Origin of the sequence: Streptomyces triticagri (assembly GCF_003429565.1) — a bacterium.
Taxonomy (GTDB): domain Bacteria; phylum Actinomycetota; class Actinomycetes; order Streptomycetales; family Streptomycetaceae; genus Streptomyces; species Streptomyces triticagri.
Genome location: NZ_QUAK01000239.1, coordinates 154,634 through 168,559 on the forward strand (window position 1 = coordinate 154,634; position 13,926 = coordinate 168,559).

Below are 13,926 nucleotides of genomic sequence, written 5' to 3' on the forward strand. Positions count from 1 at the left end.
ACGGTGCCCGTACAGCACCTCCACGTGGCCGAGCACCGGGCACTCGCCGGTACCCTGCGCGGGGCATGGCCGGGACTGCCGGCCCTGCTCGCCGGGAGTGCGACCGTCTGCGCGGGCGCCACCCTCACCGTCCTCCTGGCCCCGGGGGTCACACCGGTGTCGGTGCTGGTCGCGGCCGTTCTCGTGGGGCCGGGAGCTGCGGCGCTCGCCCGGGCGGCGGACGACGGTGCGACGGTGCGTCAATGGTGGCTGGCGCTCAGGGAGTTGTGGCGCTTCGGCCTGTTGCAGTGTCTGGTCGCGGCGGCGCCGACGGCCGCCTTCCTCGTCGCCCTCCGCCTGTGGCAGGAGACCGGCGCGGACTGGCTGCTGCTCTCGGTCGGAGCGAGCGGAGCGGCGGCGCTGTTCGCCCTGTTCGCCCTGTCCGTGGCGCTGCCGCTCGGTGCCCTGCGGCCCGAGCTGCGCGGACGGCTGCTGTGGGGGTGCGCACTGCACCTGGCGCTGCGCCGTCCACTCCGTCATCTGGCCGGTCCCTGCCTGGGAGTGCTCGGTGTCTGGGCGGCCGTCCAGTGGACGGCGTCGTTGCTGCTGCTGACTCCGGGGCCGGCCATGGTGGTGGCGATCGCGGCGGTGCGTGTCGCCTGCGCCACTGAGCCGGAGAGCTCCGATTCCGCGGCGCGTGCTTGACTCGGTGCATGGTGAGCATCGGATCAGTCGTGGTGGGCGTGGCCGACGTGCCGCGCGCGATCGCCTTCTGGACCAAGGCACTCGGCTACGTACCGCGGGAGGAACCGGAGCCCGACTGGGCGGTCCTGGTACCCGCCGACGGCCGTGGTGGCGTGTCCCTCTCGCTCGGCCTCAGCGACGTGGCCGTGCAGCCGTACCCGCGTATCCACCTGGATCTGTACGCCGCGGACGCCGCGGAGCAGGCGGACGAGGTGGAGCGGCTGATCTCGCTCGGCGCGAGCCGGGTCGACTGGGACCGCTACCCGCAGGACCCGGACTTCGTGGTGCTCGCCGACCCCGACGGCAACCGCTTCTGTGTGATCGACACCAGCCACGGCTGACCGCCGGGCACCGGACGGCCGACCGGCCGGGGTCCGTGGCGAAGGGACCCCGGCCGGAGCGCTGCCGCTCCGCGCTCCGCGTTCAGCGGGAGACGCGGATGCGGTGGATCTGGTCCTCTCCCTCAGGGCCGGAGCCGGACTTGTCCACGGCGTACGCGGTGCCGCGGTGCACGGCGATGTGGTTGGGATTGGCGCCGGTGGCGTGCGAGGCGACGACCGTGCCCTTGCGCGGGTCGACGACCGTGACGGTGCCGGCATCCCGGTTGGCGACCAGGACACGGCCCGAGCGGGGCTCGGCGGCCACGTTGAGCGCGCCCTCGCCGGTCGGCACGCTCTTGGTGACCTCACCCTTGCGCAGGTCCACCACCGAGAGCCCGCCGGCTGCCTGGTCCGCGGTGTACGCGGTGCGTCCGTCACGGGAGAGAGCCACGGAGATGGGTCCGTCCCCGGCGGGGATGAAACGGGGCTTCTCGGCGCGCCGGGAGACCTCGATGATCCGGTCGCCCTCCAGGTCGGTGGCGTACACGGCGCCCGTCCGCTCGTTGACGGCGAGGCCCGCGGGGGACGCTCCCTCCACCGTGATGCGCTTCTTCTCCTTGAAGGTACGGGTGTCGAAGCCCACCACCGTGCCGTCGCCGAAACCACTGGCCCAGGCGACGTCGTGCCGTTCGTCCACCACGACCTCACGGGCGTGCGCCACATCGGGCAAGGTCGCGAGGTGGCTGCCGTCGCGCTGGCTGTAGACCGCGACCGAGTTGTCCCGGGTGTTCGTCGTCCAGACCGTGTTGTGCTCGTCGTCCACGGCGATGCCGTACACCGCTTCGACGGCGCCCGTCTCGGGGTCGGTGACCGGCGGGGCGTACGAGGCCTTCACCTCGAGGGTGCGCGGGTCGACTTTCAGCAGGCTCGACTCGGTCACCGGCGGGCGGCCCACGGCGGAGGTGGTCCACAGGACGTTGTTCCGCTCCGAGTAGGCGGACTGGTACAGACCCTGGGTCAGCGGCGCCGAGGTGACCGGCGAGGCCTCGGTCGGGGCGCCTTTGCCTGCCTGTGCGGTCGCGGTGCCGGCCACGGCCAGGGAACTCCCCGCGGCGACGGCGACGGCGATCGCAGCGGCACGACGGATACGACGGGTGAGTGAGGACATGCTGCGTCAGTCTCCTGATGCTGATGTGCCTCCTGGGAGGAGGCGACTGAATGACAACTTAGCTTAGGCTTACCTAAGTAAGTCAAGCGGATTCGGGTCGTGTCGCACACAACTCCAGGCCGGGGCGGTGAAGTTGGCGCGATATCGCGCTGCTCAGATGTCCAGCTTTCTCAGTCGCTCCGTCAGCACCTCGCAGATCGCGTCCAGTTGGCGGTCCTGCAGCAACTGCGGGTGGGTGCAGTCGAGGTCCAGATTCTCCAGGCCGCCCCGCACATGCGGCTGCCACGCCTCCCGGGTCAACCAGTCCTCGGCACGCGGTGCTGCCGCCGTGAAGAACAGCACATCGCCGTCGTACGTCCCGTGCACATGTTCACGCATCATCCGGGCGTGGTTCGGCACGATGTCGACGATCCGGTTGAGCGTGTGGTCGCCGAGGCCCGCCAGCGGGCTGCCGCCGCGCCGCAGCGTGGCCAGGACGTCCTCCCGGTCGCGTTCGTCCGTCCGCTCGAAGCCCGCCATGCGGAGCACCGCGGTGAGCGCGTCCCCCTCCTCGGGTGCGGGCCGCTCCCGCCACTGCTCGGCAGGGAACGCGTCGAGCAGCGCCAGGAGTTGGACCTCTTCACCGGCCTCCTGCAGCAGCACGGCGACCGTGTGCGCGAGGATCCCGCCGACCGACCAGCCGATCAGCCGGTACGGGCCGTGCGGCCTGACCTCGCGGATCCGCCGTACGTAGTCGGCGGCCTGCTCCTGCAGACTCTCCGGCAGCGGAGTGTCGTCCGTCAGACCCCGTGCCTGGATCCCGTACACCGGCTGATCCGGCCCGAGCCGGGCGGCGAGACCCGCATAGCACCAGGCGATGCCGCCCGCCGGATGGAAGGCGAACAGCGGAGGGCGGCCGCCCTCAGGCCGCAGCGGCAGCACGCAGTCGAGCGCGTCCCCCGCCGCGGGACGCCCGGACCCCAGACGCGCGGCGAGCCGCGCCGGCGTCGGCGCCTCGAAGAGCGACCCGATGGTGAGCTCCGAGCCCAGCTCCTCGCCGATCCGTGTCACCAGGCGCACCGCGAGCAGCGAGGTGCCGCCCAGGTCGAAGAAGGCGTCGTCCGGACCCACCCGCTCCACCGAGAGCACCTCGGCGAAGAGCCCGACGAGGGTCTTCTCGAGCGGGCTCGCCGCCTCCCGTGCGCGCTCGGCCCCGGTGAAGACCGGCACGGGCAACTCCCGCCGGTCCAGCTTCCCGTTGGGGCTCAGCGGGAAGGCGTCCAGGACCAGCACCGCGGCCGGCACCATGTGCTCCGGCAGCTCACGAGAGAGCGCGGCACGTACGTCGGACGGATCGGCCTCGCCGGTCACGTAGCCGACCAGCTGCTGGTCTCCCGGCCGGTCCTCGCGCACCAGGGCGCAGGCGCCCGTGACCCCGGGCCGGCCGGCCAGCGCGGCCTCGATCTCGCCGAGTTCGATGCGCTGACCGCGCAGCTTGACCTGGTGGTCGGTGCGGCCGAGATACTCCACCTCGCCCTGCTCGGTCCACCGCGCCAGATCGCCCGTGCGGTACATGCGCTCACCGGGCGCCGCGAACGGGTCGTCGACGAAACGCTCCGCCGTCAGCTCCGGGCGGTTCAGATAGCCGTCCGCCAACTGCCTTCCCGCCAGGAACAGTTCACCCGGCACACCCGGCGGGCACGGCTCGAGCGCCGCGTCCAGGACGTACAGCCGGGTGTTCCACACCGGACGCCCGATCGGCACCGGACCCGTGTCACCGACCTGGCAGGTGTGGTGACTGACGTCGACCGCTGCCTCGGTGGGCCCGTACAGATTGTGCAGAGCGACCCGGGGCAGCGCCTTGCCGAAGGCCTGCGCGGTCTCCCGGGGCAGCGCCTCTCCGCTGCAGAACACCCGGCGCAGCCCGGCGCACAGCCCGGACACGTCCGCACCGGTCAGGAAGACCTGCAGCATCGACGGCACGAAGTGGCAGGTCGTGACGGCCTGTTCGTCGATCAGCCGGGCCAGGTACACCGGATCCTTGTGCCCACCAGGCTCCGCGACCACCAGCGCCGCACCCTCGCGCAGCGGCCAGAAGAACTCCCACACCGACACGTCGAACGACGACGGGGTCTTCTGCAGCACCCGGTCGTCCGACCGCAGCCCGTAGGCGTACTGCATCCAGCGCAGCCGGTTGTCGATCGCGCCGTGCGACACCACCACGCCCTTGGGGCGCCCCGTCGAACCGGAGGTGTAGATCACGTACGCCGGGTCCGCCGGGGTGAGCGGGCGGGCCGGGTTCGTCGGCAACTCGGCGTCGAGCACGGCCGGTTCGAGCTCCGAGAGGACGACAAGCGGGGTGTCGCCGTCCGCGGGGAGCCGGCCGGGCCGGTCGGTCACGGCGCACACCGGAGCCGCGTCGTCGAGCATGTAGGTCAGCCGCGCCTGCGGATACTCCGGGTCCAGCGGCAGATAGGCCGCCCCCGACTTGAGGACCGCGAGCAGCGACACGATCAGGTCCACCGAACGCGGCACCGCGACGGCGACCAGGCGGCCCGGACCCGCGCCGAGCGACTGCAGATGGCGGGCGAAGCGGTTGGCGCGGGCATTGAGCTCCGCATACGTCAGCGAAGTGTCGCCGTACACAAGGGCGGTCGCGCCCGGGCAGCGGGCGGCCCGCGACTCGATCGGGCCGATCAGCGTCGTCGGCGGCACCTCGTGGCCCGTACGGTTGAACTCCTCGATCACCAGAGCCCGTTCGGCCGCCGTGGCGATGCCGTGCACCCTGAGCGGCACCTGCGGATCGGTGTCCGCGAGCCCTTCGAGCAGATGCAGGAAACGGTCCTGGTGCGCGGCGAGGTCGGCGTCCTCGTAGAGCGCCGGATTGCCGTCGTGGTCGATGCGCAGGCCACCGCCGTCGGCACGGTCGTAGACGTTCACCGTCAGATCGTCGACCGGTCCCGCGGACAGATTGCGGGCGCGCGCCCGAGTGCCGGCGAAGTCCAGGGCGTAGTCGAAGGGCATGACGTTCACCAGCGGACCCACCAGGCCGCGGCTCTCGCCGAGCAGCCCCAGATCGCGGCGGATGTCCTCGTAGCGGTAGCGCTGATGGCGGCGCAGTTGCCGCACACCCAGCACCACCTGGCGGACCAGTTCGGCGAAGGTGTCCTCGGGCGTGACGCTGAGTCGCAACGGCAGCACGTTCATCACCATGCCGGGGATGCGCAGCGACGCCGAGCCGACCCGGCCCATCATCGGCACGCCGAGGACCACGTCCGACTGCGCGGTGGCCCGGGAGGTGTACAGCGCCTGGGCGGCCATCAGCACCTCAGGCCAGGTCGCCCGCAGCCGTCCCGCCACCTCGCGCAGCCGCTCGGAGGTCACCTGCGGCAGATGGGCGGTCCGCCGGCGGAACGTACGCCCGGGCAGTGCGCCCCGGCCCGCGAGACGCGGCACGTCGGGCCGGTCGGCGAACTCCTCCGACCAGTGCTTGCGGTCCGCGGCGAAGGCCTCGGACGTGCGGTATGCCGTGTCCTGCTCGACCAGTTCGGCCAGGGTGCCGAAGGCGCGTGCCGGAGGCTCCGCACCGCGCACGAGGGCCGAGTAGACCTCCGCCGTGCGCCGCGCGAGCAGGGAGTATCCGAAGCCGTCGATGACCAGGTGATGGATGCACTGGTACCACAGCCAACGGTCCTCGCCGACGCGGAACAGCGCCTGGCGGAACAGCGGACCCGTGGCCAGGTCGCAGGGCGTGGCCAGGTCGTCGCGCATCCACGCCTCGGCCCGCTCCCGGCCGTCCTCGTGGCCGCGGAAGTCCAGGACGGTGAGCGGCAGTTCGACCTCCGGCTCGACGTACTGCCGTGGCCCCTCGGGCGTGTCCACCACCCGTACGCGCAGCGCGTCCGCCTCGGCGGTGACCCGGCGCAGCGCCGCGGCGAAGATGGCCGGGTCCAGCGGGCCGTCGATCTCCAGGCACTCCGCGGTGTTCTGCGCCGGGCTCAGCGGGTCGAGGGCCTGGGCGTACCACATGCCCGACTGGGCCGCGGTGAGCGGGAGTCCGGCCCGCGAGGCGGTGCCGGCCGGCTCCTCGCGGTCGGTGTCGAGGAGTGTCATGAGACCGCCACCCCCAGCATCGGCGCCCAGGCCTCGATGGCCGGCTGCTCGGCGAGATCGGCGAAATCGGCGGACACCGCGTGGTCGCGGCGCCAGCCCTCGAGGAGAGCCATGATGCGGACCGAGTCGAGACCGTAGTCCAGAAGGTTCTCGTCGAAGGGGATCTCGGCCGGGTCCTCGCCGAGTGCGTCGGCGACGTCGGCGCGGATCTGCTCCAGTGTGAGTGCCATCGGTTCAGGCCTCCTTGAACAGGGCGTCGGTGGTGGTCACGACCGCGCAGCGGCCCGCGGCCCAGGTGAGGGCCATGTCGTGGTCGGCGCGGGAGAAGTCGGCCACGGCATCGGCCACCACGAAGGCCTGGATGTCGCGCATCCAGGCGTCGCAGGCCGACATCAGCACGCCGATGTGCGCATACACACCCACCACCACGAGCTGATCGCGGCCCGACTCCCGCATCAGCGACTCGAGTTCGGTGCGCACGAAAGCGCTGTACTTCCACTTGGTGAGCCAGGTGTCACCGGGCTCGGGGGCGACCGCGTCGGGCGTCGCGAGCGCCTCGGGGTCGTCGGCCACGCCCGGTCCCCAGAAGTCGAGTTGGAGCCCGCGCTCCTCGGGGGTCTGGCCGCCGCGCTGTGCCGAGTACACGACCGGCACGTCGCGCTTGCGGCAGTCGGTGAGGATCCGGGAGGTGTTGTCGAGCATCCCCGTGAGCGGCTCGGCGCCGCTCGGGAAGGCCTTGAGGAAGTGGTTCTGCAGATCGTGCACCAGGAGCACGGCGCGCGACGGATCGACCGTCCACGACACGCGGTTGGCGGGGAGTTCGCCCTCGGTGGGCAGTGCATAGGGGGCGATGGCGGGAAGTGCCATGAGGGTGGGGGCCTTTCGGGTGCGTCCCGGTCAGTGCTGCTCGGCGGTGGCCGCGGTGGACCGCAGCCCCTTCTTGCTGATCTTGCCGATGCCGGTCTGCGGGAAGGTGTCGACGAACTCGACGAGGTCGGGAATCTTGTACGCGGCGAGCCCGCGCTCGCGCACGAAGCGTTTCACCGCGACGGCCTTGAGCGGTTCGGCGCCCTCGCGCAGGATCACGTACGCCAGCGACCGCTCGCCCAGATACTCGTCGGCGACCGCGACCACCGAGACGTCGTGCACGGACGGGTGGGCGAGGATGACGTTCTCGACCTCCTCCGGGGCCACCTTCTCGCCACCGCGGTTGATCTGGTCCTTCGCCCGGCCCTCGACCACCAGATGCCCGGTCGCCGTGCGCCGCACGATGTCCCCGGTGCGGTAGAAGCCGTCCTCGGTGAAGGCCGTCGCATTGTGCTCGGGCGCCCGCCAGTATCCGCGGATGGTGTACGGGCCGCGGGTGAGCAGATGCCCGAACTCGCCGTCGACGACGTCGAGTCCGGCGTCGTCCACCACCCGGACCTCGTCGTCGGGCGAGATGGGCAGGCCCTGGGTCGTCACCACCGTCTCGTGGTCGTCGTCGAGCCGCGTGTAGTTGACCAGGCCCTCCGCCATGCCGAAGACCTGCATCAGCCGGCAGCCGAGCGCCGGCTCCAGCCGACGGGCCGCCGCCTCGCTGTACTTGGCGCCGCCGACCAGGATCAGCTCCAGGCTGCTCAGATCGTGCTCCGTCGACTCGGCCGAGTCCGTCCACACCAGGGCGAGCGGCGGCACCATCCCGGTCATGGTGATCCCCTCCCGCTCGATCAGCGGGAACGCCGTGGCCGGGTCGGGCCGCGGACACAGCACCGTCGTACCGCCCGCGTACAGCACGCCCAGCCAACCGGGCGAGCTCATCGGGAAGTTGTGCGCCGCGGGCAGCACCACCAGGAAGCGGGTGTCCGCGTCGACGCCGCAGATCTCGTTGGACCCCCACAGCGAGTACAGGTAGTCGTCGTGGGTACGCGGGATCAGCTTCGGCACGCCCGTGGTGCCGCCGGACAGCTGCAGGAAGGCGAGCTGGTGGGGCCCGGGACCGTCCGGCGGATCGGCCGGTGGCTCGCACGGCACCTCCGCGAGCGCGGTGTGCTCCCCGGGCTCACCGACCACGAACACATGGCGCAGACCGGGATTGCGTGCCTTGACCTCGGCGGCCAGCGGCCGGTGGTCGAAGCCCGCGTGCCGGTCCGGGATCACATACGCCACGGCCCCGGTGAACTCGCAGAAGTACGCGATCTCCGTCTCCCGGTGCGCGGGCAGCGCGTACACCGGCAGCGCGCCGATGCGGAACAGCGCGAACACGACCTCGATGAACTCGCCCACATTGGGCAGCTGCAGCACCACCCGGTCACCGGGACCGATGCCGCGCCGCCGGAAGCCCTCCGCCAACCGGTCCGCGGCCAGGTCGAGTTCGGCGTACGTCCAGGTGCGGCGCTCGGGTGCCGGATCGACCAGGGCGATGCGGTCCGGGTGCCGGGCGGCGCGCTCGCGCAGGACGCCGCCGAAGGTCTCGCCCCGCCAGTAGCCGGCTCTGCGATAGCGCTCGGCGAACTCCGCGGGCCAGGTGGGCGCGTCGGTCCCGGGCGTCAGCGCGGGGATGCCGTCGATGCTCACAGGGAGGCTCCCACCGCGCCGAGGAAGGTACGGAACTTGGCCGCGGTCTCCGCCGTCTCGGCCTCCGGCGTCGAGTCGGCGACCACACCCGCGCCCGCGTACAGCCGCAGCCGGTTGCCCTCGGCCTCCGCGCAGCGGATGGTGACGACCCATTCGCCGTCACCGGTGGAGTCCTGCCAGCCGACCATCCCCGTGTAGGCACCCCGGTCGAAGGGCTCGGATGCGGCTATCACGTCCCGCGCCACGTCCGTGGGCGTGCCGCACACGGCAGGAGTCGGGTGCAGCGCCGAGGCCAACTCCAGTGCACCGGTGTCCGGTTCGGCCAGCTCGCCGGTGACCATCGTCGACAGGTGCCACATGGCCGCCGTACGGACCAGCGTCGGGCGCTCGGGCACCTCGAGGCGGCTGCAGAACGGCGCGAGCGCCGCACGGACCGCGTCCACCACCACCGCGTGCTCGTGCAGATCCTTCGCGGACTCCAGGAGGGCGGCCGCCCGGCGTACGTCCTCGGCCAGATCGGCACTGCGCGGCGCGGACCCGGCCAGCGGATTCGCGATCAACCGGCCGTTCCTGCGGGCCACCAGGAGCTCGGGACTGGCTCCGATCAGAGTGCGGCCGGCACCGCTCGGCAGGGCGAAGGTGTAACCGGACGGGTCGCGGTGGGCGAGACGGCGCAGCATGGCCGGCAGGTCCGGCGGCTGCGGCGAGGTCAGCTCCAAGGTGCGGGCGAGCACCACCTTGTCGAACTCACCGGCCCGCATCCGCGCCACGGCCGCGGCGACGGCCGCCCCGTAGGCGTCGGCGGCCGGCACTTCCCGCACCTGCCAGTCCGCGGCCGCCTCCCGGTCCGGCACCGGCAGCGCGATCAGGGGGTCCTTGTGCAGCGCGGCGGCCCTGCGTACGGAGACCGGTACGGCCAGCGAGGCAGGGGCGCCGGGGGCGAACGGCACTGAACCGATCACCACGGGCGAGGGGATGCCGTCCGCGTGCGCCTCGTCCAGGGCCGCACGGACCCGGAGCGCCAACGGCCGTTCGTCATGCGCTGTTTCGGAGTGCACCCCGCGGGCGAGCAGCGTGTGCCGGGGCGTGGCGAGGAACCGGTCGCTGCCCGGGCGGTAGGCCTCGAGCAGCGCCGTCGAGGCGCCGGGGGAGTCGGGCAGCGCTTCGGTGGAGGAGTGCCCGGCCGGCGCAAGGGGTTCACGCAGAGAGGCAGACATGAGGGTCTCCAGTGGGGGATGGCCACGCGCCGCGGTCGGCGGCGAGCAGTGGCGCGGACGGTGGCTGGCAGATGTGGTGGAAGTCCGGGGCACCGGCGCCCGGCGGGTGGGGGTACCGCCGGCGCAAGCACCGGGCGCGCGCCGGGGTCTCCGGGCGGCCGTGCCGGGAGGGCGCCGTGGGGACCGTGCAGGACTTGATGGACACGGCCTACGCCCTGAGGGTGGCGCCGCCGTCGACGTACAGGTCGTGCAGGGTGATGTGGCGCGCGCGGTCGGACACCAGAAAGACGACCGCTTCCGCGATGTCCTCCGGGTCGGCGATCCGGCCGAGCGGTATGCCCGTGCGGTACGACTCGGGGTCGCCGGCGACGATCCGCCGGGCGGCCTCCGTCTCGTCGACACCGGAGTCGGCCCACATCGCGCGCTGCATCTCGGTGAGCGTCGAACCGGGGGAGACGGAGTTGCAGCGCACTCCCCGGGCGGAGACCTCGAGACCGAGACACTTGGTGAACATGACCGCGGCCGCCTTCGACGCGGCGTACGCCGCCATGCCGGTCCGGGGTATGCCCGCGGCGTTCGAGGCGACGGTGACGATGCTGCCGTGGCCCCGCTCCGTCATCCGGCGTGCGGTCGCCCGGCCGAGGTGGAACACCCCGTCGGTGTTCACCGCGAAGGTCGCGGCCCAGTCCTCGTCGCTGAGTTCGGTGACCTTCCCGCCGCGCAGAATGCCCGCGACGCTCACCGCGATGTCCAGCGGGCCCAGTTCGCGCTCTGCCTCGTCGACGAGGCGCTCCACCGCGTCCGCGTCCGATACGTCCAGGGCACGGGCGGTCACCCGGTCCGGGTGCTTCACGGCGAGCGCCGCCACGCCCGCCGGGTCGAGGTCGGTGGCGAGGACCCGGGCACCGCGCTCCACGAGCGCATGCACCACCGCCTCACCGATGCCTCGGCCGGCACCCGTGACCAGGGCGAACCGCCCGGCCAGCTCCTGATCGACAGTCACTTGACCTGCTCATTCGAACCCGAACCTGAACCCGAACCCGACTTCGCCCCGGTCTGCGAGCCGCCGTCGTCCGGGAAACCGCAGGTGGTCCGTGCGACCGCACAGACGGCGGACCCGGCTGCCGCGGAGCTGAGGCGGCCGGAACCGCGTATGGAAGGGGACGACTTCGCAAGCATGGACTGACTTCTCCGTACGTTCTCGGTGGTCGGGGTGGTTCCGGACAGCTGTCCGGTCACTCCGGGCCGCCCTTGGGCAGGGCAGACGGCACACTTCGGGCATGGAGCAGCCTTTCGGGCAGCCCGGCCCTCGGTGCGCAACTTAGGTTAGGCTAACCACATGTTGATCGTGCAAGGGGGGCGGCCGAAATCGGCCGGATCGCGTCACTCTGAACCACCGGCAGTGGCCGTCGAGTCGTCCCGTGCGCCGCCGCGCCACCCGTGACGCGCTCACCCCGCTGCCACCTGCCGACTCCATCGAGCCTCGCCCTCATCGCCCTTGCGGCGATGGCCGGTTCGACCGGGATGACCTTGGCCGAAAGTCTCGACGGACCGCTCGGTACCCGCGCCGCGGGTGCCGCGATCACCGTTCGCCCCCCCATCGCCCTCAGTTGTGCGCAGGCGCAGGATCCTCCGCCGTCGTCCGATGCGTCGGCGCGTCCTTCGCGACGGGCACGTTCACCCAGACCGACTCGGAGGGAACCCCGCGGTCGTCCACGGCCGTCAACATGTACCAACCGGGCGGTACGAGCGACGGGTTGTGCGGGAGCGTGACCCGTACACCGTCGTCGGTCCGCTTGAAGTCCACCGCGATCGAGCGCTGCTCGACATTGGTGACATGGGTGAAGGCGCCCGGTCTGATCAACCGCATCTTCTTGATGGAGGCGGCGTCCTTGCTGCGGAAGTCCGCCGATGCGCCGAGCTTCACCGTCCGGCGCGCATCGTCGGAGTCGCGCAGCTCGGGCCGCTCGCCGTCCTGGTGCAGATACGGCGGCGTGTAGATCTCAAGCCGCTGCTCGAACTTCCCGAGCTTGCTGTTGGCCTTGTCGGAGAACAGCGAGTCCGAGCCGAAGGTCATCACCCTGCCGTCGGGCAGCAGCAGGCCGCCCGAGTGGTAGTTGCGGCCGACCAGGGGCGCCGCGGCCTCGCTGAACTTGTTCGCCGCCGGGTCGTAGAGCGAGGCCTTGAGGATGTTGCTGGCCCCCTTGCCGCGGTAGTCGCCCGACCCATTGGTGGTCAGGACGGTGTCGTCGGGCAGGATCACACTGCTCGGGTACCGGGCCTTGTCGTACATCGGGGGACCGTCGGTGAAGCGCGGCTTGTCGGCCTTGAGGTCCGCGATCCCGGTGCGGTCCGTGGACTTCTGCGACTCGCCGACCCCGCCTCCGCCGAGTACCAGGTACTTCTGGTCCTGCGCGGGCGGCAGCAGCACCGACATCGACGTCTCCAGAATGTCCGGATCGGTCAGCCCGGGGACCTCGGTGAACTTGTCCGAGTCGAGGTCCCACAGACCCGGCACCCGGCCCTGGTCGTCCGGCCCGTATCCCGCGTTGGACCCGGTGTAGAAGATGCGGCTGTCGGCGGTGAGGAAGAGCGCCGGGTAGGTCGGGAAGAAGCGCGACTTGGGCAGGTACTGCCACTTCTTGCTCTTCGGGTCGTACACCTCGTTCTTGCCCGGCACCACCTGCCCGATCTCGTCGAGGCCGGACACCGACAGGACCTTGCCGTCCTCCAGCGTGGTCAGCGTCGGGTACCAGCGGGCCTCGCCCATCGGATCGACCGTGATGTACCGCTCGGCGACCGGGTCGAACTCGTACGCCTCCTTGATGCCCTGGAAGTCCTTCTTGTCGAACGACAGCTTCTGCGCGATGCCGTAGAGGTTCCGCTTCTCGTCACCCTCGAGACCCTCGATGCGGTACTGGTCCTGGGTGCCGGTCTGGTACTGCTCGCCCTTCCGCGGCGCCTCCACATAGACCCGCGCGCTGCTGGCGGTGACCTTCGCCTTGCCGGTCTTCTTGTCGACGGTCTTCTTAGCCCGCGGGACCAGGACGCTCGCCTGCGAGACAAAGGTCTTGCCGTTCTCCTGACCGACGAAGCGCGTCCCCTGCGGCAGCGTCTTGGGCTTGTCCGGGTTCTCGTTGTGCACGATCATCAGGCCGCCGGCCTTCTGTACATCGCCCCTGAGCGTCTCGTAGCGCTGGGTTCCGCCGGCCACCAGGAGATTCCCGTCCGGCAGCTGGGTGTGTCCCGCGCAGAACAGGTCCTTCGGGGTGTCGATGTTCTTGAAGGTGTTCTTCACCGGATCCCAGAGCACCGTGCGGAACGTCTTGGCGTCGAACTGCTTGGCATCGTTGCCCGAGCCGGCGATCAGGAGCACCTTTCCGGTGTTCAGGAGCGCCGCGTGGATGGTGTTGATCCGGTACTTCTCGGGGACGTCGACGGTCCGCCAGTGGCCCTTGGCCGCCTTGTACTCGGGCTGATTGATCTCGTACGCGTGGTAGCGCTCGGAGGTGAAGTCGTACACCGCCGGGGCATTGGCCGCGGCGAGCGCGAGCACCGCCCCACAACCGAGCAGGATGCGGACAAGTCGGCGGCTCGGACGGTGTGCCATCGATTTCACTCCCAGGGCTGTGCGTCGAACGGTCGGGCGTCTGTCGACGGTGCGATATGCCCGATTGTTGAGCGTATGACGGGATTGGCGCATCAACGGTTCGCGACAACAGGGCCATTCGGCCCCTCTTCAGGGGTGAAAGGGGGTACGGGGCCGGTCCGGCGATGACCTCACAGGTAATCGACCCGCATCGCCTGCTCGGCGAGCCTGGTCGTACACCGGTTCACAGCAGACCCAGGA

At 71.2% G+C, this 13,926-nt stretch carries 10 protein-coding genes; 2 read left to right on the top strand and 8 right to left on the bottom strand.

The annotated features are described in order from the left end of the window. Positions 1-3: 3 nt before the first annotated feature. Both DY218_RS33980 and DY218_RS33985 read left to right on the top strand, forming a co-directional pair. A complete protein-coding gene (locus DY218_RS33980) occupies positions 4-684 on the top strand; it encodes a hypothetical protein (RefSeq protein ID WP_128560043.1) in 681 nt (226 codons plus the stop codon). 8 nt (positions 685-692) lie between these two features. Continuing rightward, positions 693-1,064, top strand: a complete 372-nt coding sequence (locus DY218_RS33985; protein WP_128560044.1) for a VOC family protein — start codon at positions 693-695, stop codon at positions 1,062-1,064. 82 nt (positions 1,065-1,146) lie between these two features. On the opposite strand, the gene DY218_RS33990 is transcribed toward DY218_RS33985, so the two are convergent. The 8 genes from DY218_RS33990 to glxA form a co-directional block, all read right to left on the bottom strand. Further along, entirely contained in the window at positions 1,147-2,211 is a 1,065-nt protein-coding gene (locus DY218_RS33990) for a YncE family protein (RefSeq protein ID WP_128560045.1), read from the bottom strand. A gap of 153 nt (positions 2,212-2,364) precedes the next feature. Continuing rightward, a complete protein-coding gene (locus DY218_RS33995; RefSeq protein WP_128560046.1) occupies positions 2,365-6,303 on the bottom strand; it encodes a non-ribosomal peptide synthetase in 3,939 nt (1,312 codons plus the stop codon). Next, positions 6,300-6,533 carry a phosphopantetheine-binding protein gene (locus DY218_RS34000; RefSeq protein WP_128560047.1) on the bottom strand — a complete coding sequence of 78 codons (234 nt, stop codon included), beginning with the start codon at positions 6,531-6,533 and terminating at the stop codon, positions 6,300-6,302. The genes DY218_RS33995 and DY218_RS34000 overlap by 4 nt, the downstream gene beginning before the upstream one ends. A 4-nt stretch (positions 6,534-6,537) precedes the next feature. Next, positions 6,538-7,170: an isochorismatase family protein gene (locus DY218_RS34005; RefSeq protein ID WP_128560048.1), complete on the bottom strand. Its 633-nt coding sequence runs from the start codon at positions 7,168-7,170 to the stop codon at positions 6,538-6,540. Positions 7,171-7,200: 30 nt separating this feature from the next. After that, entirely contained in the window at positions 7,201-8,859 is a 1,659-nt protein-coding gene (locus DY218_RS34010; RefSeq protein ID WP_128560049.1) for a (2,3-dihydroxybenzoyl)adenylate synthase, read from the bottom strand. Next, positions 8,856-10,076, bottom strand: a complete 1,221-nt coding sequence (locus DY218_RS34015; protein ID WP_128560050.1) for an isochorismate synthase — start codon at positions 10,074-10,076, stop codon at positions 8,856-8,858. The genes DY218_RS34010 and DY218_RS34015 overlap by 4 nt, the downstream gene beginning before the upstream one ends. Positions 10,077-10,284: 208 nt before the next feature. Then, positions 10,285-11,079: a 2,3-dihydro-2,3-dihydroxybenzoate dehydrogenase gene (locus DY218_RS34020; protein WP_128560051.1), complete on the bottom strand. Its 795-nt coding sequence runs from the start codon at positions 11,077-11,079 to the stop codon at positions 10,285-10,287. A gap of 603 nt (positions 11,080-11,682) precedes the next feature. Beyond that, positions 11,683-13,686 (bottom strand): radical copper oxidase GlxA, encoded by a 2,004-nt coding sequence (gene glxA / locus DY218_RS34025; protein ID WP_128560052.1) that lies wholly within the window; start codon positions 13,684-13,686, stop codon positions 11,683-11,685. Between the last annotated feature and the right edge of the window lie 240 nt (positions 13,687-13,926).

What these genes read in the sequence shown, in the direction of transcription:
- DY218_RS34005 (WP_128560048.1), bottom strand. Translation starts at nt 7,170, where the DNA reads ATGGCACTTCCCGCCATCGCCCCCTATGCACTGCCCACCGAGGGCGAA.
- DY218_RS34000 (WP_128560047.1), bottom strand. Translation starts at nt 6,533, where the DNA reads ATGGCACTCACACTGGAGCAGATCCGCGCCGACGTCGCCGACGCACTC.
- DY218_RS33985 (WP_128560044.1), top strand. Translation starts at nt 693, where the DNA reads ATGGTGAGCATCGGATCAGTCGTGGTGGGCGTGGCCGACGTGCCGCGC.
- DY218_RS33990 (WP_128560045.1), bottom strand. Translation starts at nt 2,211, where the DNA reads ATGTCCTCACTCACCCGTCGTATCCGTCGTGCCGCTGCGATCGCCGTC.
- DY218_RS34015 (WP_128560050.1), bottom strand. Translation starts at nt 10,076, where the DNA reads ATGTCTGCCTCTCTGCGTGAACCCCTTGCGCCGGCCGGGCACTCCTCC.
- DY218_RS33995 (WP_128560046.1), bottom strand. Translation starts at nt 6,303, where the DNA reads ATGACACTCCTCGACACCGACCGCGAGGAGCCGGCCGGCACCGCCTCG.
- glxA (WP_128560052.1), bottom strand. Translation starts at nt 13,686, where the DNA reads ATGGCACACCGTCCGAGCCGCCGACTTGTCCGCATCCTGCTCGGTTGT.